The sequence below is a fragment of the Chitinophaga sp. 22308 genome, assembly GCF_052045305.1.
GTDB classification, from domain to species: Bacteria; Bacteroidota; Bacteroidia; order Chitinophagales; family Chitinophagaceae; genus Chitinophaga; species Chitinophaga varians_A.
Genome location: NZ_JBQEOP010000009.1, coordinates 104,836 through 130,364, shown reverse-complemented (window position 1 = coordinate 130,364; position 25,529 = coordinate 104,836). Strand labels below are relative to the sequence as shown.

The window sequence follows — 25,529 nt, the reverse complement described above, 5'->3', positions numbered from 1 at the left end:
TGCTAATCAGGGGCACAGAATACAGAAAGGTCTTCCGGTAAGCGGTTGGGTTTCACAGTCCGGTGTACGGCTTGCAAAAGCCAGACCGCCGGCTAATTTGGTTTGTTGGTGCGCTGTGAGGGCAGTCAGCGTTTCTTTTTTCAGCGTGAGTTTTTTCTCCAGCTGGATTTTTTTCTTTTTCATAACATTTATTTTGATTACAGCCTCCCCTGTCTTTTACACGGAGTAGCGCCATGGGGTGGATTTTCAGCGCAAGCAGGTGGTGACTGACCGATTAGCGTATATGAGGGAATGTGGGCATAGTAACGGGTTATTTAACTGAGGTGATTAAGATAAACAAACTTTATGAAATAGTAACAAAAAATGTTGAACGCGCTTTTGTTTTTCTGAAATATTTGCAGTTATTTTACGCTGTAACCCCGGCCGCAGTGGACGATACTGTCTGTTGTGGTTTGGCCACCCGGACCCTTTCGGATCATGCTTTAAATACAACATGTATGGCATTACCATTTTTAGAGATTATAGAATCGTTAACTCCCGACCCGAATGTGCTCATGTGGAAGTTTGCGGATGCTGACAAAGAGATCAAAAACGGCGCGATGCTCACCGTCCGTGAAAGCCAGCATGCCATGTTGCTCAACGAAGGCCAGCTGGCAGACGTGTTTCCGGCGGGCAGGTACAGCCTGAAAACAGAAAACATACCGGTGCTTTCCCGGCTGCGTGGCTGGAAGTACGGCTTTGAAAGCCCTTTTAAAGCAGATATATACTTCTTCAATACACATCAGTTCGTAAACCTGAAATGGGGCACGCCTGCACCGGTACTCATGACAGATGCGGTATTTGGACAGGTGCGCATACGGGCTTTCGGCACCTATAATATACGCATCACGGATGTGGCGAAATTCTTCCGGGAATATGCCGGCACCTGGCCCAGGCTTACCATCACTGAACTGGAACTGCAGCTGAGGGATTTCATCGCCCCGAAGTTCGGAGAGGTGCTGTCGCTCGCGAAAGTGCCGGTGGTGGAAGCTGCCGCCAATATTCCCGCCCTGAACGAGAAGATACAACCGCTCATTCAGCCTTATTTTAATGATTTCGGCGTGGAAGTGACCCGCTTTACCATTACCAGCATCACGCTGCCGGAAGAAGTATTAAAACAATACGATAAGGTGACCGGCATGAATATGGTCACCGATATGAACAAGTTCTCGCAATACAGTATCGCCAATGCGATGGACAAGGAAGGGTCTGTGTTGGGAGACGGCGCGAGGCAGGGCGTCATGCTGGGCATGATGACCAATATGGTAAACCAGCAGCAGGCTGCGCAAAATCCACCCGCCCCGGCGGCTGATGATATCACCGAAAGGCTCCGTAAACTGAAGTCATTGTATGAGGCCACGTTGATCACAGAAGCGGAATACACCGCCAAAAAACAGGAACTGCTGAATTTGCTCTGACCCAACAGATAGCCTTATGACTGACGAGAATAAAAACAGGACCGCGTCTTTCCTGGAAAAACTCAAACAGAAAACCACCACGCAACAACACTATGGTGGCGACGTGCCCAATGAAGAGGCGAAAATGGATATCCGCGATTGTCCCAACTGCGGCGCCGGACGGGCCTTCCATAAAGGTCTTACTCATTGTGCCTACTGTGGTTTTGAATTCATGAACATCACCCTGACAGACGGTATCCATATCAAAAAAGAAAATAACTCCTGATAATGTTTGGTTTTTTTAAGGAGAAATATAACAACCCGGCACTGCTGAGTGAGCTGAAATCCAGGCAGGACCGCTGGTTTGTATTTCTGGACAAGCTCGAGGCCCGCATCGCAGAGCTCACCGCCGCCGGTATACCGGAGCTGCAACAGGTTTTTAAGGACGATACAGACCCGTACAAACGGTCGCACTCTCATATGTTGCAAGGCCTGAGAGGGCAGATCAACCATATGCGGGACAAAGCCAATGATGTAAAAGAGGAAAATATCATCTCCTTCATGTATCGCGCTGAAGCGGATTTACCGGCTATCACCACGCCGGCCGGCAGCGAGTACCGCAGGTACGTCCACGATTTCAGGATGGCCTGCCTGGACCGGTACCATCTCTTCGATGAAAGGCTGAACGAAGCACTGGAAGCACTGCAGCACGCAGCCGGTGAGCGGGACCTGGAAAGCGAGTACCGGCAGCAGCTGGAAGCCTTCGAAAAAATCAGGGACCAGTTTGCCTGCAAACAATGTGGAGGCCATCTGACCATTCCGAAGATGTTTTTCATTGATACTTACGTTACCTGCCCCTTCTGCCAGTCACAGAATACCTTCAGCCCGTCTTCAGGGGCCAGGATGGTGCTGCATAACGCACGGGAGCTGGCGGAGCAACGGACAGCGGCGCTTCGTACGGCCTATGAAAACAGCCGTCCGCAAGACCCGGAGCTGTATAAAAAATACCTGCGCGCCATGTTCGACGAGTGGAATAAGATCGTGCCGGACATGACGGCTGAGAATGAAAAATTTTATCAGCGACTATTGGAAGAGTATACCTTTAATCATTATAAATAAGATTGTTTATGTCTGAAAATCCGTTATTAGCCCCCATTCACGGCATTACCCTGGAAGATTACAGCGCAGCCTGTGCTAAATTAGGAAGCGGTTTGAGCGAGGCCGATGTGGCCACCGCCCTCGGCGTGGAATTGCCTGTATGGCAGGAGGCCAACCTCCTGTGGCCCGAGCGTATGAAGCAGGATGCTTCTTTCGAGATCGTTACCCTGTTCGGGCAATATTTTGGCCAGGCCGACCAACACCCTAAATTCAGCAACCTGAAAGCCAATACTTCCGCAGAAGGAAACGCGAACACAGAAAGAATTAAATCCGATAAAGCCTTTTACCAGGAACTGGAAGTGGCCAGGAACACAGCATACGAATACGGCCTGGACGGCGCACAGTGGGTGGCGGATAAATACGGTATCACGCTGGGCGATTTCCAGATTGCGGCATCTATCTGGAGTGAACAGATCCACCAGGACATACAGGCTAATATCGAAGCCTATACGTCTCAGCAGGATGCTTACAAAGCAAAATATCAGCAGCTCTTTGCAGACGCTCAGGGCGGCAATGTGGCAGATGACATCCAGTTTTAATGGATCAATAAAATTGGTCACCATAAGTGAAAGCCATATAAATCGCAGGATTTATACGGCTTTTCGGTTTGAAAGAGGAAGCATATCGCCCCTTTAATTCACCTCACATGCTTCTCCGAAAGTCCAGGGAATACAGGTCTTTCCGATAGTGGTGAGACGGCCTCCTTTCAGGGCTGCAAGCTGCTTCCCGGCCATCGCTATGCCAGGCTCCTGTAACAGTACGCTGACTGTTTTTTTGTTCAGGGACAATTTTGGGTTCAACAGGTTTTTCTTTTTCATAACAGTAAGATTTAGATGATGACGCCACCTTTGAAGGCGGCGTGGGTGAAGTGGCTGCAAATGGGTCTCAGAACGGGCTACAGGGCAAAGGTTCATCTTTATTAAAGATAACAAAAAGCCGGCCTTAAATATATGCATGTTGCAGATAGTGGCTCTTTGAAACTAAAAGTAGCGCGCTTCTGTGAGACGGGTATATGATAATGGCCCGTGTGCTGCAAAATATTTTTTTTGCCAGCTGCAAATAATTATCGGTTGCATTTGATAGTTGCATCAACCCAATGCCATTTTCGCTGCAGTGATCAGGATAATTTTCAGTATACCGGCGACGGCTATACTTTTCCGGCGGAGCTGCTGTATTGTAGCAATGAGGGGTTGTAGTTTAACGATCATTTTCCCACTCTTCAAATCAGCTAGTTATGAAAATCCCCCCTCTGATTACGATTGTATTACTATGTCTGTTATGCTGGGCACGTACGTCAGCCAGCGGACCCGCACATCCGGCGAGCACAAAGTTTGCCGCCGATACGTCTGTTTCTTCACTGATCAGCAGTGCAGAATGGGACGTGCTTTTTCCTCACCGTTTCAATCCCGACGACCGTACCGGCGCCGGAACACTGCCCACAAGCCCTGACAAGGATTTTTATTCCTACAGCAATTTCGTGGAAGCGGTACGGCGCATGGCTAATGTAAAGGTGCTGCTGGAAAGGCGCTGTGGTACTGATTACTACCGCATCACCCGTACAGACAAGACCACGGGTGCTACCACCGTGATCCGGACTGATCCGGGTTTTAATGACCCTACCTGGAGCGGACTGGCCATTATTACACAGGTGCTGGACTATGGCACCTTTGCGGCAGAAGGCGATATCAATGCCCGGAAAAGGGAATTGGTAGCCTTTCTGGCCAACATCTCCCAGGAAACAACGGGAGGCTGGCCCACGGCCCCCGGCGGGCAATACGCCTGGGGACTGTATTTCCGCGAAGAGCAAGGTTACGAAGGCACCAACAACATCGGTTACCGGGATGAGACTAATACCATATACCCTCCCGCACCAGGGAAGTCTTATCATGGCAGGGGCCCCATCCAGATCAGCTACAACTACAACTATGGCCAGGCCAGCGAGCTGATATTCGGTGACAAAAACGTATTGCTGGCCAATCCCGAAAAAGTGATACAGGATGGCGTCATCGCCTTCGAAACCGGTCTCTGGTTCTGGATGGCCCCTCAGTACCCCAAGCCATCCTGCCACGATGTAATGGTCCCCGGCAAATGGACGCCCACGCCGGCACAGCAGGCCGCCGGCATTAAGCCCGGATTTGGCGCTACGGTCAACATCATCAATGGCGGTATCGAATGCGGCAGCGGGCAGGAAAATACCAAAGTACTGAGCCGCATCGCACACTTCCAGCGCTATGCCACTATCAAACAGGTGAGCCTGGAACTGAATGGGGGCAACAACACCGCCAACTGCGGTTGTGCCAATATGTCCAGATTTACCGTTGACAACGGAGAGTGCGCCAGCCTTACATCCATCCGTTTCCTGCAACCCGCCAATGGAATCCTTTCCACTACGTCCCTGGGCCCAGTTACCGTGGCCGTCACCAAAAACGATCCCCGTAATGAAATCAGCAAAATCCAGATCATTGTAAACGGCCAGTTGTTCAATGACTCCGTTATTCAATGGACGCCGCCGGCGTACAACAAATACACTGCCACGGCAAAGGGTATACGAAACGGACTGGACACCGTTACTTCCACCGTAAGCTTCGCCGTATGGAACAGCACTACGTTTGAAGGCTGCGCCAACCTCCCGCCATGGCAGGCCTCCCAGAACTACACCACGGCAGGAAATATTGTCCTCTATAACAGCAACATCTACCGTAATAAATGGTGGGCAGGCAGCGCCAGCGTGCCTGGCAGCAGTGATACCTGGGAACTGCTGGGTGCCTGTACCGGTGCCCCGCGGACAGATACCGGCTGCAGCGGCATCGCTCAATGGATGCCGTCTAAAGCCTATTCCGCCGGCAACCTGGCCGTGTATAAAAACAAAATCTATAAGGCTAACTGGTGGACCCAAAACAATCAGCCCGACCAGAACAGCGGTGCAGGGCAACCCTGGACGTATGTACGGGATTGCGGCGCCAGCGCGGCTGTCAGCCAGGCGGTCAACAACACCGTGATATACCCCAATCCTGTTGCCGGTAATGTGCTGTATGTAAAATTCGCTGCGCCGGCAGGAGGGAAGTACTACCTGTCGGTGCTTCATAACACCACCTTGCAGCGCATGCAACAGGTGTATTACGAAGCATCCCACGATGGTTGGCATACCGTACAGCTGGACGTAAACCGTTTGCCGGCCGGCGTATGGATACTGCAAATCAGTGGTGATGGTGCCAACAGGAACAGCGCCGTCACGTTCATAAAAAATTAAACCTGTCAAAAGCCTTTAACAGCCCGTCTTCCGGCATATTCGCCGAAAGACGGGCTGTTCGTTTTTTCTCTTCGGATTGTTTTCGTATAATGCTTACATTTAGCCAAATAAAAAGACCAATGGATAAATTATTGAGTATAGGATCAGCAGCGCTAAAGAAAGCGGCCTTAAATGAACAGGCAAAGGCATTTATTCTGGAGAACGAGGTTTTATTTAACGTATTGAAAAAGGCGGCCGACAGGTACATCGGTGGTGAAACACTGGAGGAAACACTCGTGAAGGTAGTACAACAAAATCGGCAGGGCTTTAAATGCTCGGTGGAATTTATGGGCGAAAGCACCCGGAATGAGCAGGAAGCCCTGGACGCCACCCGGGAGTTCATCAGGATATGCCGGGAAATCGGCAGCCGCAAATTATATTCAACCGTATCACTGGACCTTTCCCATATTGGACTGGCCGTCTCTGAAGACCTGTGTTTTAACAACCTGATGGCTATCTGCTCGGAAGCTGCCCAAAGCGCGACAGAGGTGATCATCAGCGCGGAAGGCACCGAGCGTACGGACGCCATCATTAACACCTACAAACGCGCGGTAAAAGAATACAGCGGCGTAGGCATTACCATGCAGGCCTATCTTTACCGGTCAAAAGACGATTTTAAGGAACTCATAAAAGAGCCTGGAAGAATAAGAATTGTAAAAGGCGCATTTGAAACAGCCCCCGGGCTTTCCATGCCAAGGGGAGAACAGCTGGATGAAGCCTATCTCGGCTACGTGGCGCAACTGTTGTTTGATGGCCATCTGTGTTCCATCGCTACACATCATCATGAGGTGCAACAGCAGGTGAAGGAACTGATACGCCAGTATAAGCCGGCTAAAGACAGGTATGAATTTGAAAGCCTGTATGGCATCCAGACCGAACAGCTGGAGCTGCTAAAGGAAGAAGGACATCCCGCTAAATTGTATTTCGTTTATGGGAAAGAGTGGTACCTCTACTTATGCAACCGGCTGGCGGAATATCCTTTGAATATCTTCCGGGCATTGAACGATATCGTTAGCTGACAAGCCTTATTCAACGACCCGCGCTGCGATCTTCGCCGCGAATTCATCCAGGCTGGTAGTGGCGGTATTACTGAGGATAATGATTGTGGCGCCTTTTTCCAACACATGAAACAGCATGGCCTGCGCGCCCATGATCGAACCTGGCCTTTTGATGATGGTATAATGCCGGTGGTGAATGTCATAATCCTTGTAAACCCACACGCCGCAGCCATATTCGTTGAGTACGGGGGTAAACATCAGGTCGAGCGTAGCCTGTTTTAACAGTTTCTTTCCAAACAGAGCGTTGGCAAACTTCAGTACATCGTCGGCGGAGGCATACATGGCGCCGGAGGCATACCAGTTTTCCATGTAGGCCGGAAGATCGTTGACCAGGGCTTTGATATCGTCACGGTAGAAATAGGTGTCAGCAAGACGGGGAATTATCTTCTGCTGACAGGCAATGCCACTGTTGACCATCTCCAGCGGTTGCAGGATGCCGGCATGGAGATTTTCTTCAAAGGTTTTGCCCGTGGCACGCTCAATTATTTTTCCGAGGATGATATAATCGGCATTGTTGTAGTCCCATACTTTACCTGGCTCTGTTTCCAGTTTGCCGCTACTGTAAAGTGTTAGCATTTCGTCGGTGGTATGTGGCAGCTGGTACTGTGGCATGCCCTGCTTCAGCGCTGATTCGAGGGTGAGGTCTGCGTCCATATTATGGATACCTGATGTCATGTTCAGCAGCTGGATGACTGTCACTTTATTGGCAGCTTCTCCTTTGTAATCGGGCAGATAGGTATTGATGGTTTTATATAAATCAATTTTGCCCTGTTCATACAGCTGTAAGGTCAATACGGCTGTAAAGGCTTTGGTGATAGAAGCGATTTTATACCGGGTATCGGTTGTATTGGGAATCTGCTGCTGAAAGTTGGCGGAGCCAAAACTTTTTTTATACCAGGTGCTGTTTTCTTTGGCCAGCAGAATGGTCCCGTTAAAATTGTTTTTTGTTACAAGGGAATCAATGAACCGGTCTACGTTGAAAGATTGCCCGAAAGCATTGCCAATAGTGAAAAGAAGAAATGACAGGAAGACAATTTTTCTCATGATATAGGAGTTGTAATGGAAAACGAGCGTGCAAAATCCTCTCATTACGTACAGCCGGAGGTGTTAGGTAATAAATATAGCTAATTTTTCCGATTCTCAACTCCTTTTTGAGCACCGTTTTCTACCGGCCCTTCTCCATCTGTTCAATAGCCTTCCATCCTGCGGGTGTAATGCCCATGATCTCCGTAGCCACGCCCAGTGTCCGGTAAGTATCAAAAAAAGCCATGCGTGCAATAGGATGGTCCACTTCACTGATAACTTCATAACCCTGCCCGCGTAGTTCCCCGGTGATCCGTTCGAAGTCACTGACCGGCAAACGGAAAGCAAGGTGCTGTGTACCGCCCGCGGGGTATTTGGTGAGGTAGTCATGGAACATGCTTTGACCGGAAAGCGGCTGTATCAGCTCAATGAAGGTGCCGCCGTTATAGGTCTGCGTGGTGAGCCAGTCGGCCGCCACCACCTGGCCGTAGTAGGTCATGTTTAGGTCCTGCGCACGCACATGCTCAGGCTCCGGGAAGCCGGCGATGCCCAGGGTATTGGTCAGGAATGCGGCCGCCGCATGGATATCCGGCACTACCCAGCCTATCTGGGCCAGTTGTAGCCCGGCCAGGGTGTTGATCTGTTTCATAATATGATTGTTAAGGCAATACTTTCTCAAATGCCAGCCGTGCTGAGCCACGGAAGAACACCTCGCCGCAATACACATACCCCAGCTTCTCGAAAATGCGCAACATGCCTTTGTTATCGAAGTTGGTGTCTGCCCGGACGCTCCTGATATTGTTCGCGGCGGCGTACTCGTCCACGCGCTTTAACATCTCCTGTGCGAGGCCCTGACCTAGGAAATCATCTGAAATGGCTACACGATGGTATACCACAAAATCACCATCGGTCAGCCAGGAGCCTTTGATCTCCGCATAGACAGGTTCATCATTGATGAGCACTGCTATATAACCAGCTATTTTACCTTCGCCGGCCAGAACATAGCCATGGCCGTTTTCTATGTCGTGGGCCACTACAGCAGGATTAGGGTATCCGTCCTGCCACTGGTCGCTGCCTTCGGCTTTTCTGCGTGCGATAGCCTTCTCCAGTATGTTCCAAATCTGGTCTGCATCTGCTGATGTCGCTTTTCTGAATTCCAATGCCATAATTCCTGAATGTTTGTTACCAAAAGTACGAAACACTCCGGAACGTTGCGCCGCTTTAGTGCCCGCATTTGCCCATAGCGCCTGCCCGTAAGGGTTTGGACTTGTTTTAACATTATTATAACAAATGAAATTTTAACTTTCGCCTATTGCTATTGTCAGAAAAATCCAGTCTGCCAAACGGGGACGCACATATTTTTCTATTTGATTTTGTTTTTTAATCGATTCAATTTCATCTAGCATGAGGAACATTCTAAAAACCAAAACAGCACATCACAAGAGATTTGTAAAACCTGTACCCACAGAAAAAGTAACCAACGTCATTATTCCGGATATCACCCCCTTGCCGCCGCTGCGTACTTTCCGCTCAGGGAAAGACGGCCCGTATTGACAAAATCCCGCATTAACAGCATAAGGGACGGTGTTTGACCACCGTCTGTTGTCCTATTTAAGCTACTCCCGACCAGGAGCGGCCTACAGTATTTTATTTTCAACAACCAATATATTTTCTCCTATGTCAGTGTTATTACACCATCTGAAAATTTCACTTTTTTGTTTTTCTTTCTTTGTTTTCACGATGCCTGTGCATGCCCAGAAAAGTGCCGGCAGAGGAAAGTCCGCCTTTACAGTACGGTTGATGAACCTGGAGTCTGCCGCGAAAGAACCTTTCCGGTACAACGCCAGCCTGTATAACGGCAGCGGTCATACGCAGGTGTATGAATTAGGCGCCTCCGCACCGGAAGGCTGGAGCGTCCTGTTCCGGACTGAAGGCAGCCAGATAGCCGGGCTACGGATGGACTCCGGCAGAACGCAGGACATAGCCATTGAAATCACCGCTGCGCCTTTGGTAAAACCAGGGAAATATACCATCCCGGTGGCCGCTATTACGCCGGGGGACACACTCCGCCTGGACGTGGAAGCGGTGGTAAAGGGCAACTATGGCGTGGAACTAACCACGCCGTCTGGAAGGCTCAGTGATGATATCACGGAAGGCCGCAGCAAACAAATCCAGCTGACGGTTAAAAACAGCGGCACGCTGCCGCTGGAAGCGCTGGAGCTGTCAGCGCAGGCCCCGGTATCATGGACCGCCACGTTTGAACCGGCTAAAATAGACCGGCTGGAGCCGGGCAGGGAACAGCAGGTTACTGCCACACTGCAGGTGCCGGACAAGACGATCGCCGGCGATTATGTCACCAATTTTACGGTCAGAAATAACAACGTCAATAGCAACGCCACCTTCCGCATGACGGTGAAAACCTCTCTGCTGGCAGGATGGATCGGCATCCTCGTCATCCTGGCATCTCTGGGAATAGTGTATTACCTGGTTCGTAAATACGGAAGGAGGTAGCGCTTATGGAGAATCCTATTATTGAACTGGATGGACTGACAAAATACTACGGCGTTAAAAAAGCGGTGGACAATCTCTTCCTGAAAATCAATAAGGGAGAGATATTCGGACTGCTCGGACCTAACGGTGCCGGTAAAACGACTACCATCCTGATGATGCTGGGACTGGCGGAGCCATCTGCGGGCCAGGCTGTGGTGTGCGGTATCAACGCTACCCGCAACCCCGTTGCGGTAAGGCGTAAAGTGGGCTATCTCCCTGATAGCGCCGGGTTTTATGATAACATGACCGCGCTCGATAATCTCCTGTACATCGGCCGGCTGAATGGGATCGCAGAACAGGAAATTGCCGGCCGCGCAAAGAAGACGATGGAAATGGTGGGACTGGGGGCGGAGATGTATAAGAAAACAGGCGCTTACTCACGAGGTATGAAACAACGTCTGGGCCTGGCAGACCTGCTCATCAGGGAACCGGACGTCATGATACTGGATGAACCTACGCTGGGCATAGACCCCAGCGGGATACGCGACTTCCTGCACCTCATCCGGCAACTCAGCCGGGAACAGGAACTGACGGTCATCCTGTCATCGCACCATCTCCATCAGATGCAACAAATCTGCGACCGTGTGGGCATCTTCGTGGAAGGAAGACTACTGGCGGAAGGAAATATCGAAACCTTGTCCGGCAGCTTGTTCGGTAAAGATTCCTATGTGACGCAGATAACTGTCAGAGAAGCGCTGTCAGCGCCGGAAGAGGTGGAGCGGCAGCTGCGCCGCCTCGATGGCATTAACAGCATCACTGTCGGCGCAGACACCATAGAAGTGTCTTGCAGCACGGATATCACGCCGGACATAGTACGCTTCCTGGTGCAATATGGCCTGAACATTACCGGCGTGCATAAAAAGGAATATGGTCTGGATGAAATCTACCATCGTTTTTTTGAGAACAACATTAAAAAAGAAAATATCCAATGGGAGGCCCGCTAGTTTATTTCAATAACATTTTGTCGAAGCAACGTGCCCGGAGCCCGTTTGAAGTGATGGTCCGCAAGGAGGTAGGGGACCATATCCGCAGCTGGCGGTTTATCATAATGTTGCTGCTGGTACTGTTTACTTTTGCCGGCGCTATGTACATATCATTGTCCCACCTGGGGAAAGCGGTACGGGACGTAAATGACCCCGACCACGTTTTTGTGTACCTGAAATTGCTGACGACATCAGATAATTCATTGCCCACCTTTCACGTCTTTATCAGTTTCCTCGGCCCGTTGCTGGGCATAGCGCTGGGGTTTGATGCGGTAAACTCTGAAAAAAACAATGGCACGCTGGTACGCCTGCTGGCGCAGCCGGTGTACCGTGACAACCTTTTGCTGGCCAAGTTTTACGCGGCATTGCTCATTGTAGGCACGCTTTTTCTGAGCCTGGCATTACTGATGACGGGAGCGGGGCTTATCCTTACCGGCGTTCCGATGGAAGCGGCTGAACTGTTCCGCATATTGGCATTTATAGTGCTGAGTGTGATATATGTCGGCTTTTGGCTGAGTCTTTCGATATGTCTTTCCGTGGCTTTCAGACATGCTGCCACTTCTGCGATTACTGCCATTGGCATATGGTTGTTCTTTACCGTCTTTTACCAGATCATCGTGAACATGGTGGCCAGGGCGTTGTTGCCAGACCCGGCGTCATTACAGCCTGAACAGGTCATCGCCTACAACAATATCCTGCTCTCCTTTTTCCGGGTGGCGCCAAGCCAGCTATACACGGATGCGGCCACTACCTTGCTGATGCCGTCGGTACGAAGCCTGGGGCCACTTAGCATGGAGCAGATGGCCGGCGCTATCCCTGCACCGCTCCCTTTCAAAGAAAGCCTGATGATAGTATGGCCGCAGGTAACAGGACTGCTTGCGGCATCTACGGCTTGTTTTGCGTGGGCATACTATCTTTTTATGCGCAGGGAAATCAGGACGTAACTTAGCGGTGGCATAGATAAAAAGAGACCTGCGCTTACGTAGCGCAGGTCTCTTTTTATACAAATATTTTTCCTGGAAAACGCGGGGTGACGAAGTCCCTTTGCGCCGGGAAAGAACATATAGCCGTAACTGTTATCTGACGGATTCTTTGAAGATCCTGTTCAGCCAGCGCAGCATCAGGAAAATCACAGCGGCCGCGCCTCCCAGCAACAGGAAGTTGACGAGGAAATAGTTCGCCTTGTTGTCATAGGTGTCCCATAACGTTGCCAGGATACCTGACAGTTTGTTGCCAATAGAAGTGGCAAGGAACCAGCCGCCCATCATCAGGGAGGTGATACGCGCGGGGCTCAGCTTGGAAACGAGGGACAAGCCCATCGGGCTAAGAAACAGTTCACCTACGGTGATGATGCCGTAACATCCGATCAGCCACCAGGGCGATGCTTTGATAGCGCCGTTGCTGCATACATAGACCGCGCCCACCATCATCAGGGTGGAAAGGGCGGATATCAGCAGGCCCCAGGCTATTTTGGAAGGAGTGGAGGGCTCCTTGTTCCGTTTGCGCAACATGGCGAAGAAAAGTACGATCAACGGCGTCAGCGTGATCACAAAGAATGGATTGATGGACTGGAACAACTCTGTATTATACAGACTGATGCTTTGTCCTTCAGCGGGCATTTTCTCCGGCGCCACATTTTTGAAATAAGGGACTTTGTCCCATACTTTCTGTGGTTTGCCGGCCGCGTCACGCACTACTCTGAATTCTTCATCGTAGGCCGTCACGGAGTCGGCTTTGTTCACCACTGTTTCAGCCAGGTACAGCCGCTGGGCTGGTTGCTGGATAGCCGAGGGTATTTCCCGGTCGGTGTAATATTGCGCCCAGGTTGTCAGCGCCGTGCCGTTCTGCTTAAATACGGCCCAGAACACGATAGACACAGCGAAGATGGCCAGCAGTGCGGAGAGCGGCTTGCGGTCTTTGGCATCGGCCTTGACCAGCAGCGAAACAAAAAACAATAAGATGGGAATACAGGCGAAGATGAACGCATCCGTGGAGTCGGAGCCGAAGATATTGCCCGGAATAAACCATGCGCCCAAACCCACTACGATGGCTGGCAGGAACACCACCGAGAAAATTTTGCTCAGCGGCATGTCTCCTTCCTGTACGGGCTTGCGCACGTCAGCGTGACGGTAATGTTTCATACCAATAATAAAAATCAGTACCCCGAGGAACATCCCGATACCGGCGGCAATAAAGGCGGCGCCCCAGCCGATGGTGTTGCGCAGGAAAGCCGCAAAGAAGTTGCAGATAAATGCGCCGATATTGATCCCCATGTAAAAAATATTATACCCGGTATCTTTCCGGCTGCGGTACTTTTCATCACTGTACACATTTCCCAGCAAGGTGGAAATATTCGGTTTGAAAAATCCATTGCCAATACAGATCAACGCAAGGGACAGGTAAAACACGGTGAGGTTATGTACGGCCAGCCCCATATAACCAATGCCCATCAGTATTCCGCCAATGATAATCGACTTACTGTAACCCAGTTTACGGTCGGCTATCAGCCCGCCGAGAAACGGTGTCAGGTATACGAAAGCGATGAAAGTCCCGAAGATATCCGCAGCAGTGGCACGGTCCATACCCCAGCCGCCTTTTGCCGTGTCTGTCAGGTACAACTGGAAAATCCCGAGGATCAGATAAAAACCAAAACGCTCCCACATCTCGGAGAGGAACAGGAAAGGCAATGCTGCCGGATGATTACTTGCTTTTTTCATGTAAAATCAAATGGTGTACGTGATATAGGTTATGCATGACAGCTGCCGGCCGTACCAGCCACTGCCAAACCGCTAAAATAAGGGAAAGATGGAAATTATCAGCCTTTCTGTCCCTCCTTCCCGGAGTTTACACAAAAGCGGCTGAAAGAAAGGCAGACGACCGGGTTTGGACTAAAATTAAAATTTAGTCGAAAATAACTATCTTTGCGCCATTATAAGGAAAGATGGCCACTGATAAAAGAACATTTATATTATTAACAGCGCAGAAGCTTTTCCAGGATAAAGGACTGGGCATGGTCACCATGGAAGACGTGGCCAGGGCGGCCGGGATGGGAAAAAGCTCGCTGTATTATTATTTCAAAAGCAAGGAAGAGATCTTTAACGCAGTGCTGGAAACGGAAATCAGTGAAATTCTGCTGGAAACCATGAAACGTATCAGCAGCAGGACAACCCTCCGGGACAAACTGCTGACGTTTGCCACGGTGAAGTTCGAAATGGCAAGAAAGCGCAAATCCCTCTACCGCACCATGGAGCTGGGCATGGACGCGGAAGCGCTGTCCAGGTACAACGAAACGAAAAAAGCAGTACACCTGCGGTACCTGCAGCAGGAAAAGGTCATCCTGCAGCAATTACTCATACAGGGCGGGGAAGACGGTGATATTAAGCCGCTGAAAACAGGTGAACTGGAAGAGACGGTGTTTATTTTCCTGTCAGCGCTCAGAGGCATGAACAGGGAAATTAACGTGTTCGGAGCGGCTGAACAGGCAGACCGCATGCTGCCGGCATTTTGCCGGCTTTTCCTGCGGGGGCTGCAATAAAAATTTTTGTATAAAATTCGACCGAAAATTGATTTTAGTCTAAAAGATGAGCTTTCGACATACCTTCAGGGTTTTTGAATCACGCAACTATAGCCTGTTTTTCTACGGCCAGCTGATATCACGCATCGGGATGTGGATGCAGCGCACTGCGGTGATATGGGTGGTGTACACGCTGACGCACTCGGTTTTCCTGGTGGGACTGACCACCTTCGCCGAGCAGTTCCCTTCGTTTTTGTTGTCGCCGGCAGGCGGCATTGTGGCCGACAGATACGACCGGTATAAAGTGCTGATGGCCACCCAGCTTGTCTCCGCCGTACAGGCGGTGGCGTTAACGCTGGTCTATCATTACAGCGCCAATCCGCTCTGGGGGCTGCTGGGCCTGAGCGTATTGCTGGGCCTGGCCAACGCGTATGATGTGCCGTCCAGGCAGGCGATGGTCAACGATATCGTTCTCAACAAGGAAGACCTGGCAGGCGCCATCGCCATGAATTCATCCCTGAACAACCTGTCAAGGCTGGTAGGACCGGCCCTGTCAGGCATCGTGCTGGCCAGGTACGGCGCCACGGCCTGTTTTATCGCCAACGCGGTCAGCTTCGTGGCGGTGATCATTTGTCTGACACTGATGAAGTTCCCGCAAAGGCAAATGACCAGGCGCGATAAAAATGCCTGGGCGGATTTCAGGGACGGACTGGCATACACCCGCTCGCAGAAAGAGATCAGCCGGATACTGCTGGTGCTCGGGCTGATATGCCTGTTCGTGGCCACCTATAACACTTTGCAGCCTTTCTATGCACGGGACGTATTTAAAGGCAACGCGGCCACCTACGGCTTTATTAACGCGGCTACCGGGATCGGCGCATTGACCGCCACCTTGTTCCTGGCGTCACAGAAAAAAAGCGGCCAACTGAAAAGGATACTGTTCGTAAACCTGATCATTTTAGGTTTTGGGTTGATGCTAATGTCGCAGACGACCATCCTGCCGGTATACCTGTTCCTGTGTTTCGTATGCGGCTTCGGCACGATGTCTGCCCTGCCCATCTGCAATACCGTGGTGCAGACAGTGTCCGCTGAACACATGCGCGGCCGGGTGGTAGGGTTCTTTGCCATGGCGGCATTCGGCACATTGCCCCTGGGAAGCGTACTGGTGGGCTGGCTGGCCAAAATGATTTCTCCGCAGACCTGCACACTCTTACAGGGCGTCGTTTGCCTCCTCATAGCCGGGACATTTTACCGCTTTCTGAAGACGGATTATAAACGATCGTTATAAGTTTGAAGTGTCACCCCTCGGGTATCAGATGATATTTAAAAAAATAGTCTATCTCTTGTCATTCTTCTATTTCTTTTGAAGATTTAAACATAGTCGTTCTGTTTATTGTCAAAGGTTAAGCTAAGATGATAAATGGCATGAATCATTTGGGGAAGACAAAAACAATATCCATTTGTTTTTTACTCGTTTTTTGTGTTACTGTTCCGTTAGCAGCTGTTGGTCAACAAGTAAATGACAGTGTCACATCGTTATCCCTCCGGCAGTGCATTGACTATGCATTGCAGCATCAGCCTGCGTTACAGCAATCGATGATCAGGACGGAAATCACCAAAGCCTCTAATGCCATCAGCCAGTCGGGCTGGTACCCGCAGGTAGGGCTCACGGCCAATCTTAACCACTACCTGCAACGTCCTACCGCGCTTTCCAATATCAATGGCGTGGAAACGCCCATACAAACAAGCGTGGTCAATACCTCCACACCGGGCATCGGCGTTACCCAGAATATCTTTAACCCCAGCCTGATTTACGCTACCCGCCTGGCGCCACTCAATACCAAAGCGGCCCAACAGAGCGTGGACAGCAGTAAAATTGACCTTGTGGCCAATGTCAGCATCACTTTTTATGGCCTGCTGCTTACCCTGCAACAGATCGATGTGCTGAAGGAAGATACCGCCCGCCTGGGGGAAAGCATGCGCACGGCCTATCATCAGTATGTAGGCGGCATCGTGGATGAAACAGACTACGAACAGGCACAGATCACACTGAACACCTCACTGGGACAGCTGGTACAAGCCATAGAGAACGTCCGGCCCCAGTACGCTGCACTGAAACAGTTTATGGGATATCCGCAGGAACAGCAGTTCAACGTTACCTATGACAGCACAGCCATGCTCAAAGACATTGATATCGACATCTCGGAACCGTTACAATACGAGAAAAGAATAGAGCTTAAGCAGTTAACCGTGCAAAAAGCCATGCAGCATGAACTCACCCGCTACTACGAGAAAACGGCCATCTTCCCGTCGCTGTCCGCTTTCTTTAACTATAACGCGGCCTTCCAGAATAATAATTTCGATAAACTATACAACGCCGCCTATCCTAACTCCATGATAGGACTGACGCTTAGCCTGCCACTGTTCACCGGCTTTAACCGCATACAGAACGCCCACCGGTCAAGGTTGCAGGAACACGTGCTGGATTGGAGCGAGACCAACCTGCGGTCAACGATCTATTCGCAATATGCGACCGCCCTGGCCAGCTATAAAAGCAACGTGTACAACATGCGGCAGCTGAAGGAGAATGTGGCGCTGGCCAAACGGGTGTACTTTGTCGTTGACCTGCAATACAAACAGGGCATCGTTCCCTACCTCAATGTAATTACCGCCGAATCCAATCTGAGAACTTCTCAGTTGACATACCTGAACGCATTGTTCCAGACCCTTTCCAGCAAAATTGACTGGCAGAAGGCCATGGGGGACATTACGTATTAACATTATTGCTGCAAAAAGTAAAATACACTCTATGAATAGCGTAACACGATACGTTATCATGATATGGGGAACGGCCGCTTTCTTTTCCTGTAGGCAGAAACCACCGGCATCCAATCCGCCGGTGCCGGTCAACCTGTATACGGTGGAAAGCAAGGCGGTCCGCTATTACGACAAATACCCGTCCACCGCACAGGCGCTGAGCCAGGTCAATATCGTCCCATCCGTGGTGCAGGGCTATGTGACCGGCATCTTTGCCGCCGACGGCGCACAGGTGCACAAAGGACAGTTATTGTATGAGATAGATAAACGGATTTACCAGGCTGCCTATGACCAGGCTGCCGCCAACGTGAAAGTGGCAGAGGCCAACCAGTTGCAGCAACAGCAGGACGCAGACCGCTACGTGTACTTAAACAAATACAACGCCGTCGCCAAACAACTCTACGATCACGCCATGATTTCGCTGGAAACGGCAAAAAGCCAGACCAAAGCGGCGCAGGAAGCACTCCGCACAGCGAAGACCAACCTGAACTTCGCCAGTATCTATGCGCCTTTCGACGGTACCATCGGCATCAGCGCGGTAAGGCTGGGCAATGTGGTGACAGGCGGACAGACCATCCTCAATACTATCTCCACCAACGACCCGATGGCAGTGGATTTCCTGGTCAACGAAAAACAACTGCTGGCCTTTGAACGCTTTAAGGCAGACAGTAAAACGATGCCCGATTCACTGTTCACGCTGCAACTGCCGGACAATACCCTCTATCCTTATCCCGGAAAGATATCGGTGATAGACAGGGCGGTGGACCCGCAGACAGGCACTATCCGGGTGCGGCTGGTCTTCCCCAATCCGCAGTATCTCCTGAAAGTGGGCATGAGCTGCGTGGTACGGGTACGTAACCAGGAATCCACGCCGCAGATGGTAGTGCCGGGCAAAGCCGTCATTGAGCAGATGGGAGAATACTTCCTGTTTGTGGCCAAAGACACCGTGATAGCTGCCAAAAATAACACCGACGAAACAACGGAAAAGGGCCTTCATGCCATCCAGAAAAAAGTACAGCTGGGACAAACGATCGGGCCTGACGTGATCATCCTGTCCGGTGTGGCCGATGGTGACCGTGTAGTCGTAGACGGTATACAGTCCATACATGATGGCTCGGCCATCACCCTACAAAGTAAAAAAACACACGCAGGGACCGGTTCCGGCAAATCGAAATAAACAGATGAAAGGCGCCGCATGATTGCAAATACATTCATTAAAAGACCCGTTACGGCCATTGTGGTATCCATTTTACTGGTACTGACAGGGAGCGTTTGTATCCTCAACCTGCCTGTTGACCAATATCCGGACATCACGCCGCCCGTTGTGCAGATCAACGGGCAGTATATCGGTGCGGACGCACAGACGGTCGAACAAACAGTGGCCACGCCCATAGAGCAGCAGGTGAACGGCACGCCCGGCATGGAATACATGCAAAGCAACAGCTCCAACAACGGCAACATGCAGGCGACTGTCACGTACAGCATCGGCACCAATATCGACATCGCCACGCTGGACGTCCAAAACCGCGTCAGCATTGCCACACCGCTGATACCCAGTGCGGCCACCCGCCTCGGCCTCACGGTGCGCGCCGTCAACCCCAGTATGCTGATGATGGTGGCCATCTACTCACCCAAAGGCACACACGATATTACCTTCCTCGATAACTACACCAATATTTTCATCCAGGACGCACTGTTAAGGGTGCCCGGCGTGGGCACTATCAACAGCTTTGCCGATAATTTCAGTATGCGGGTGTGGATGAATCCCGAGAAAATGGCTGCCTACAGCATCACACCACAGGACGTCATCAACGCGCTGAACACCCAGAACGTACAGGTGGCCGCCGGCTCAGCGGGCGTGCCGCCGCAATCCGGCACGCAGACTTTTGAACTGGGCATACTGGTCAACGGAAGGCTTAGCAAAGTGTCGGAGTTCGAGGACATTATCGTTAAGACCATGCCCGCTACGGGAGCGCTGGTATACCTGAAAGATATCGCCAGGGTGGAACTGGGCAAATTCAGCTTTTCGAGCAACTCTTTCGTGGACGGCCATCGTGCGTCTTACCTGCGCATTTATCAGGCGCCGGGCAGCAATGCATTAAAGACAGCCGATGGTATTTATAAAGAGCTGGAGCAACTGAAGCAGTTTTTCCCGGCAGACGTGGAATACAAAGTGCCTTTCGAATCCGTAACAGTGGTGAAGGTATCCATGAGCGACGTGGTGGTGACACTGTTGATGACCCTCGCCCTGGTGGCGGTGGTGGTATTTGTCTTCTTACAGAACTTCCGCTCCACGCTGATCCCCGTGCTGGCCATCCCTGTCTCTATCTTCGGCACCTTTTGCTTTTTTATACCCCTGGGATTTACCATCAATACGCTGACCATGTTTGGTTTTGTGCTGGCCATCGGTATTGTGGTGGACGATGCCATCATTGTGGTGGAAGCGGTGCAACACTATATGGACGAAAAAGGGATGTCGCCCAAAGAGGCCACGTACTATGCCATGAAAGATATTTCCGCGCCGGTGGTGGCCATTGCGCTGATACTGGCGGCGGTATTTGTGCCGGTAGGGTTTATCCCGGGCATCGTAGGGCGGCTGTACCAGCAGTTTGCCATTACCATCGCCATTTCTGTGATCATCTCGGCGTTTGTGGCGCTGTCATTGACGCCGGCGCTGTGTACCCTGTTGCTTAAACCAACAGACCCTGCCAGGAAAGAAAAAGGCATCAGTAAACTGTTTTCAGGGTTCAACCGGTGGTTTGACCGTATCACGGACAGGTACGTAAATGGCGTGGACCGCAGTATTCAACGGGCTGCCCTGGTGATCGTGCTACTGTTGGTCATCTGCGGGGCAGCATTCTTTTTGCTTGCGCATAAATCATCCGGCTTTATTCCCTCAGAAGATGACGGCAATCTGTATGTCACCTATCAGCTGCCGCCTGCATCCTCTACCACGCGTTCGGTACAGGTGATGGACAAGCTGATGAAGGTGGTGGCGGAAACACCCGGAGTAGGCCACTATGCCGCGTTGTCGGGCCTGAACGTGATCAACAACGCGTCCAATTCCAACTGTGGCACCATCTACCTGCAACTAACGCCCTGGGACCAACGAAAACGTAGAAGGGAGCAGGTGCCGGGTATTATCACGGAGCTGAAAAAACGAATTGCCGACGCAGGTATTAACGATGCCAACGTGGAGGTCGTACAGCCGTCGCCGTTGCCCGGCGTGGGTGCTACGGTAGGCTTCAGTCTCCAGATAGAACAACGCAGCACCACCGACGATCTCCACGCATTCGAGAATGTGGTCAGTAAATTTGTGACAGAAGCCAATAAGGACCCGGCGATATCCGGCGCTTATAGCTTTTATAATGCGCATACCCCGGGATTTGCGGTCACGGTGGACCGCGAGAAATGCGAGAAGCTGGGCGCCGATGTAGGCGATGTTTTTACCACCATACAGGCGTTTATGGGCAGTATGTACATCAACGATTTTACGACCTACAACCGTACCTTCCATGTGGTGGTACAGGCGGATACCGCTTTCCGCAACGTCATATCCGATCTGAACAAGTACTATGTCCGTAACCAGGCGGGGCAGATGCTGCCATTAGGCACGCTGGTCAGCTATAAGCCCATGGAGACGTCGCCGCTGATCTCGCATTTTAATATCTTCCGCTCCGCGGAGATAGACGGTGTGTCGGGCGTAGGCTACAGTACCTCGGAAACTATTGAGGCATTACAGCAGGTGGCGGCGAAAGTGTTGCCGGAAGGGTATGCCTACGAGTTTTCCGGGCTTAGCCACGAAGAGATCAAAGCAGGATCGGCCACGATCTACATCTTTATATTTTCCATCACGTTTGTGTTCCTGTTCCTGTCGGCGTTGTACGAAAGCTGGTCGGTGCCTTTCTCGGTGCTGCTGGCGGTGCCTATCGGTGTGTTTGGCGCTATTTTCACTTTGTGGCTGGTGCCTGGCCTGACAAACAACGTGTACGCACAAATCGGGATGATCACGCTCATCGGTCTGGCTGCCAAAAACGCTATCCTCATTGTGGAATTTGCGAAGGTGCGGGTAGACAGGGGGGAAGACCTGATGCAGTCCACCCTGGATGCGGTTAAACTGAGGCTGCGCCCTATCGTGATGACCTCTATGGCCTTCATCCTGGGCGTGCTGCCGCTGGTACTGGCCACCGGCGCAGGCGCTGTTTCCCGCCGCACCATCGGTTTCACCGTATTGGGCGGTATGATCGCTGCCTCTACCATCGCCATTTTCGTAGTGCCGGTACTGTTTGTGGTCATCACCCGGCTGTCTTACGGCAGGAAGAAGCTGGCATGGTTAAAGGAACACCATGAAAGCCTGATGGAAAAAGCCAGCAAAATAGAACAGCAGGACATAGACCCTGAACTGGAATTTGAAATAAAACGCTCACGCGATTTTGATAAACCAGCAAACGGATGATTGCCAATACATTCATAAAAAGACCGGTTACCGCGATCGTGATATCTGTTGTACTCACGATCTCCGGTCTTATTTGTATGTATCAGCTTCCGCTGGACCAGTTCCCCAAAATCGCGCCGCCCGGCGTCAGCATCAACACCAACTATACCGGCGCTGACGCACAGACGGTGGAGCAAACGGTGACCATCCCCATAGAAGAACAGGTAAACGGCGTGCCGGGCATGATGTACATGCAAAGCACCAATACACAGACCGGTTCCGCCAATATCAATGTAACCTTCGACGTGGGGACCAACGTGAACATCGCCACGCTGAACGTACAGAACAGGGTGGGACTGGCCGCGCCGGTACTGCCTTCCGTGGTAAGCCAGCTGGGCGTGACGGTAAGGGCGCGCAACCCGGACCAGCTGATGAACCTGGCCATCTACTCACCCAAAGGCACACACGATATTACTTTTCTGGACAACTACACCAGTACGTTCATCGTAGACGCCCTGTTGCGTGTGCCGGGCGTGGGGGACGTGCAGTCGCGCGGTAACCCGTTCAGTATGCGTATCTGGATGGACCCTAAAAAGATGGCGTCTTATGGCCTGATGCCGGCAGACGTGATCACCGCTTTGCAACGACAGAACATCTACATCGCCGCAGGGGCAGTGGGCGCGCCGCCACAGTTCCGCGACCAGACGCATGAATACACCATTGTGGTGAACAGCCTGCTCACCAAACCGGAACAATACGAAAAAGTAGTGGTCAAAAAGGTTCCAGCCACCGGTGAGCTGGTGTACCTCAGAGACATCGCCCGGGTGAACCTGGGTAAGTTCAACTACGGCAATCAAGGGTTTGCAGATGGTTATCCGGCCACAACGGTCATGGTGTACCAGTCGCCCACCAGCAATGCTTTGCAGACGGCGGAAAACGTGTACGCCGAACTGGCGCGCCTGAAAAAATCATTCCCTCCCGATGTGGACTATGCTGTACCGTTTGAGAATGTCACCATCATACAGGTGTCTATCGCAGAAGTGGTGAAGACGTTGTTTGAAGCCCTGGGGCTGGTAGTGCTGGTAGTGTTCCTGTTCCTTCAGAACTGGCGCTCCGCTATCATTCCTATCATTGCTATCCCGGTGTCTATTATCAGCACGTTTATTTTGTTTATCCCGCTGGGGTTTACCATTAACACCCTGACGCTGTTTGGCTTTGTGCTGGCCATCGGTATTGTGGTGGACGATGCCATCATTGTAGTGGAGGCGGTGCAGCATTTTATAGACCGTGAGCAGATGTCGCCGAAAGAGGCCACCTACCGCGCTATGAAAGAGATATCCGGTCCCGTGGTGGCTATTGCGCTCATCCTGGCATCTGTGTTTGTGCCGGTGGGTTTTATTCCCGGCATCACGGGAAAATTGTACCAGCAGTTTGCCATTACCATCGCGATATCGGTGGTGCTGTCTGCGTTTATAGCATTGTCGCTGACACCGGCGCTGTGTACGCTGTTGCTGCGGCCTTCTCCGGTCGATGAGCAGTCAAAAGGCCTCAATCGTTTTTTCTTTCGTTTTAATAACTGGTTTGATAAAGTAACCGTGAAGTATGCCAATGGCGTCCGTTACTGCATCAAATACACCATGCTGGTGGTGCTGACATTGCTGGTGATCTGTCTGGGCACCATTGTGCTTTTCAAAAGCAAGCCTTCGGGCTTTATCCCTTCAGAAGACGGCGGCCGTGTGCTGATCGGCATACAGCTGGCGGAAGGAACGGCCACCACACAAACGGAGCAGACACTCATGAAGGTGATGAAAGTGGTGGCGGAAACGCCGGGGATAAAACATTACAACGCTATCTCCGGCATGAACGTGTTAAGCGGTGGGGCTACATCCAACGGCGCCAGCATTTTCTGTATGCTGCAACCGTGGAGCGAACGTACCACGCCGGAGACACAGATACCCGGTATCATGGCCGTGATCAAAAAACGTATAGAAGCGGCAGGAGTGCGTAACGCAAGGCTTACCATCAATGCATCGCCGGCCATCAGGGGGCTGGGCACCGCTGCGGGCTTTAGTATGCAGGTAGAGCAGGGCAATACCAGCGATGATATCCATGCTTTTGAAACGGTGATGAACAAGTTTGTGGCCGCATTGAAAAAGGAACCTGCCACTGCTACGGCATATTGTAACTATGCCGCACACACGCCGGCATTCGAATTGTCGCTCGACCGGGAAAAGTGTCAGAAGCTGGGCGTAAACGTAGCAGACGTGTTCAGTACTATACAGGGGTTTATGGGCAGCCGGCTGGTAGGCAACTTCACGCTGTATAACCGTACCTACCGGGCCATTGTGCAGTCAGACACCGCCACCCGTGCGCTGATCAGCGACCTGGAAAAATATTATGTCCGCAATTCAGCCGCAGAGATGCTGCCATTAAGCACGCTGGTAAGTTACAAGCCTATTTCCACGGCGCCGCTGATCACACATTTTAATATTTTCCGTTCTGCTGAAGTGGACGGCTCTACGCCGATGGGCTACAGCACCGGACAGAGCATCGAAACACTGAAGGAAGTGGCGGCGAAGGTATTGCCACGAGGTTATACGTATGAATTTTCAGGGTTGAGTTACCAGGAGATACAGGCTGGCTCAATGACGGTGTATATCTTCCTGTTTTCCATCATCTTTGTTTTCCTGTTCCTGGCGGCATTGTATGAGAGCTGGTCGGTGCCTTTCTCCGTGATGCTGGCGGTGCCTATCAGCGCTTTCGGCGCCATTTTCGCGCTCACCACCATGCCGGCGCTGTCCAATAATGTGTATGCGCAGATAGGGCTGATCACCCTGATAGGGCTGTCTGCCAAGAACGCGATATTGATCGTGGAGTTTGCGAAGGTGAGGGTAGACCGTGGGGAGAACCTGATCAAATCCACGCTGGAGGCGGTGAAGTTGCGTCTGCGCCCTATCATTATGACTTCCCTGGCATTTATATTGGGTGTGATGCCGATGGTGCTGGCAGAAGGCGCCGGTGCGCAGTCCCGCAAAACCATCGGGGTAACGGTGCAGGGCGGGATGGTGGCTTCTTCCTGTATCGCCATCTTTATCGTGCCGGTGCTGTTTGTGCTGTTTACGCGATTGAGCTATGGCAAAAAGAAGCTGGCGTGGCTGGCGGCCAATCATCAGCTGTTAATGGAAAAAGAGAAAAAGGTGGAAGCGCAGAACATTGATCCGGAACTGGAATATGATATCGAACAGGCGCGTAAAGAAAAGTAAGAA

22 protein-coding genes are annotated in these 25,529 nt (G+C 51.4%); 16 read left to right on the top strand and 6 right to left on the bottom strand.

The genetic code is table 11. The features are described from left to right. Positions 1-6: 6 nt before the first annotated feature. Positions 7-183 (bottom strand): class I lanthipeptide, encoded by a 177-nt coding sequence (locus ACTJJS_RS30640; protein ID WP_440667574.1) that lies wholly within the window; start codon positions 181-183, stop codon positions 7-9. Positions 184-497: 314 nt separating this feature from the next. Here ACTJJS_RS30640 and ACTJJS_RS30635 point away from each other — a divergent pair, with 314 nt between their 5' ends. The 4 genes from ACTJJS_RS30635 to ACTJJS_RS30620 are packed head-to-tail and all read left to right on the top strand — an operon-like array spanning position 498 to position 3,133. Continuing rightward, positions 498-1,457, top strand: a complete 960-nt coding sequence (locus ACTJJS_RS30635) for an SPFH domain-containing protein (RefSeq protein ID WP_440667572.1) — start codon at positions 498-500, stop codon at positions 1,455-1,457. Positions 1,458-1,473: 16 nt separating this feature from the next. After that, positions 1,474-1,722 carry a hypothetical protein gene (locus ACTJJS_RS30630; RefSeq protein ID WP_440667570.1) on the top strand — a complete coding sequence of 83 codons (249 nt, stop codon included), beginning with the start codon at positions 1,474-1,476 and terminating at the stop codon, positions 1,720-1,722. A gap of 2 nt (positions 1,723-1,724) precedes the next feature. Continuing rightward, positions 1,725-2,555 carry a hypothetical protein gene (locus tag ACTJJS_RS30625; protein ID WP_440667568.1) on the top strand — a complete coding sequence of 277 codons (831 nt, stop codon included), beginning with the start codon at positions 1,725-1,727 and terminating at the stop codon, positions 2,553-2,555. An 8-nt stretch (positions 2,556-2,563) separates the two neighbouring features. Continuing rightward, the gene (locus tag ACTJJS_RS30620; RefSeq protein WP_440667566.1) at positions 2,564-3,133 is read left to right on the top strand and encodes a DUF6620 family protein; all 570 of its coding nucleotides are present in this window, start codon (positions 2,564-2,566) and stop codon (positions 3,131-3,133) included. A 93-nt stretch (positions 3,134-3,226) separates the two neighbouring features. On the opposite strand, the gene ACTJJS_RS30615 is transcribed toward ACTJJS_RS30620, so the two are convergent. Next, positions 3,227-3,412 carry a class I lanthipeptide gene (locus ACTJJS_RS30615; protein ID WP_440667565.1) on the bottom strand — a complete coding sequence of 62 codons (186 nt, stop codon included), beginning with the start codon at positions 3,410-3,412 and terminating at the stop codon, positions 3,227-3,229. A gap of 416 nt (positions 3,413-3,828) precedes the next feature. Between ACTJJS_RS30615 and ACTJJS_RS30610 the strand changes: the two genes are divergently transcribed. Beyond that, positions 3,829-5,844 (top strand): glycoside hydrolase family 19 protein, encoded by a 2,016-nt coding sequence (locus ACTJJS_RS30610; protein ID WP_440667564.1) that lies wholly within the window; start codon positions 3,829-3,831, stop codon positions 5,842-5,844. Positions 5,845-5,963: 119 nt separating this feature from the next. Continuing rightward, positions 5,964-6,902 (top strand): proline dehydrogenase family protein, encoded by a 939-nt coding sequence (locus ACTJJS_RS30605; RefSeq protein ID WP_440667563.1) that lies wholly within the window; start codon positions 5,964-5,966, stop codon positions 6,900-6,902. Positions 6,903-6,908: 6 nt separating this feature from the next. Here ACTJJS_RS30605 and ACTJJS_RS30600 read toward each other — a convergent pair whose 3' ends face one another. From ACTJJS_RS30600 to ACTJJS_RS30590, 3 genes are all read right to left on the bottom strand, one after another. After that, entirely contained in the window at positions 6,909-7,985 is a 1,077-nt protein-coding gene (locus ACTJJS_RS30600) for a serine hydrolase domain-containing protein (RefSeq protein WP_440667561.1), read from the bottom strand. Between the two features lie 121 nt (positions 7,986-8,106). Continuing rightward, positions 8,107-8,613 (bottom strand): VOC family protein, encoded by a 507-nt coding sequence (locus tag ACTJJS_RS30595; RefSeq protein ID WP_440667560.1) that lies wholly within the window; start codon positions 8,611-8,613, stop codon positions 8,107-8,109. A 10-nt stretch (positions 8,614-8,623) separates the two neighbouring features. Continuing rightward, on the bottom strand, positions 8,624-9,130 hold the full coding sequence (locus ACTJJS_RS30590; protein ID WP_440667558.1) for an N-acetyltransferase family protein: 507 nt from the start codon (positions 9,128-9,130) through the stop codon (positions 8,624-8,626). 238 nt (positions 9,131-9,368) lie between these two features. On the opposite strand from ACTJJS_RS30590, the gene ACTJJS_RS30585 reads away from it, so the two are divergent. The 4 genes from ACTJJS_RS30585 to ACTJJS_RS30570 all read left to right on the top strand — a co-directional run bounded on the left by ACTJJS_RS30585 (position 9,369) and on the right by ACTJJS_RS30570 (position 12,441). Continuing rightward, on the top strand, positions 9,369-9,518 hold the full coding sequence (locus tag ACTJJS_RS30585; RefSeq protein WP_440667557.1) for a hypothetical protein: 150 nt from the start codon (positions 9,369-9,371) through the stop codon (positions 9,516-9,518). A 123-nt stretch (positions 9,519-9,641) separates the two neighbouring features. Next, on the top strand, positions 9,642-10,475 hold the full coding sequence (locus ACTJJS_RS30580; RefSeq protein ID WP_440667555.1) for a COG1470 family protein: 834 nt from the start codon (positions 9,642-9,644) through the stop codon (positions 10,473-10,475). Positions 10,476-10,480: 5 nt separating this feature from the next. After that, positions 10,481-11,458, top strand: a complete 978-nt coding sequence (locus ACTJJS_RS30575) for an ABC transporter ATP-binding protein (RefSeq protein ID WP_440667553.1) — start codon at positions 10,481-10,483, stop codon at positions 11,456-11,458. Between the two features lie 17 nt (positions 11,459-11,475). After that, positions 11,476-12,441, top strand: a complete 966-nt coding sequence (locus ACTJJS_RS30570) for an ABC transporter permease (RefSeq protein ID WP_440667551.1) — start codon at positions 11,476-11,478, stop codon at positions 12,439-12,441. Positions 12,442-12,573: 132 nt separating this feature from the next. On the opposite strand, the gene ACTJJS_RS30565 is transcribed toward ACTJJS_RS30570, so the two are convergent. Then, positions 12,574-14,214: a peptide MFS transporter gene (locus ACTJJS_RS30565; protein WP_440667549.1), complete on the bottom strand. Its 1,641-nt coding sequence runs from the start codon at positions 14,212-14,214 to the stop codon at positions 12,574-12,576. Between the two features lie 224 nt (positions 14,215-14,438). Between ACTJJS_RS30565 and ACTJJS_RS30560 the strand changes: the two genes are divergently transcribed. From ACTJJS_RS30560 to ACTJJS_RS30535, 6 genes are all read left to right on the top strand, one after another. Continuing rightward, a complete protein-coding gene (locus ACTJJS_RS30560; protein ID WP_440667548.1) occupies positions 14,439-15,032 on the top strand; it encodes a TetR/AcrR family transcriptional regulator in 594 nt (197 codons plus the stop codon). Positions 15,033-15,078: 46 nt separating this feature from the next. Continuing rightward, a complete protein-coding gene (locus tag ACTJJS_RS30555) occupies positions 15,079-16,299 on the top strand; it encodes an MFS transporter (protein WP_440667546.1) in 1,221 nt (406 codons plus the stop codon). A gap of 125 nt (positions 16,300-16,424) precedes the next feature. Then, positions 16,425-17,789 carry a TolC family protein gene (locus ACTJJS_RS30550; protein ID WP_440667545.1) on the top strand — a complete coding sequence of 455 codons (1,365 nt, stop codon included), beginning with the start codon at positions 16,425-16,427 and terminating at the stop codon, positions 17,787-17,789. A 31-nt stretch (positions 17,790-17,820) separates the two neighbouring features. Beyond that, positions 17,821-19,005, top strand: coding sequence for an efflux RND transporter periplasmic adaptor subunit (locus ACTJJS_RS30545; RefSeq protein WP_440667543.1), 1,185 nt, complete (start codon positions 17,821-17,823; stop codon positions 19,003-19,005). A gap of 18 nt (positions 19,006-19,023) precedes the next feature. Beyond that, the gene (locus ACTJJS_RS30540) at positions 19,024-22,284 is read left to right on the top strand and encodes an efflux RND transporter permease subunit (protein WP_440667542.1); all 3,261 of its coding nucleotides are present in this window, start codon (positions 19,024-19,026) and stop codon (positions 22,282-22,284) included. Next, the gene (locus ACTJJS_RS30535) at positions 22,281-25,526 is read left to right on the top strand and encodes an efflux RND transporter permease subunit (RefSeq protein WP_440667541.1); all 3,246 of its coding nucleotides are present in this window, start codon (positions 22,281-22,283) and stop codon (positions 25,524-25,526) included. Before ACTJJS_RS30540 ends, ACTJJS_RS30535 begins: the two co-directional genes overlap by 4 nt. Positions 25,527-25,529: the final 3 nt, after the last annotated feature.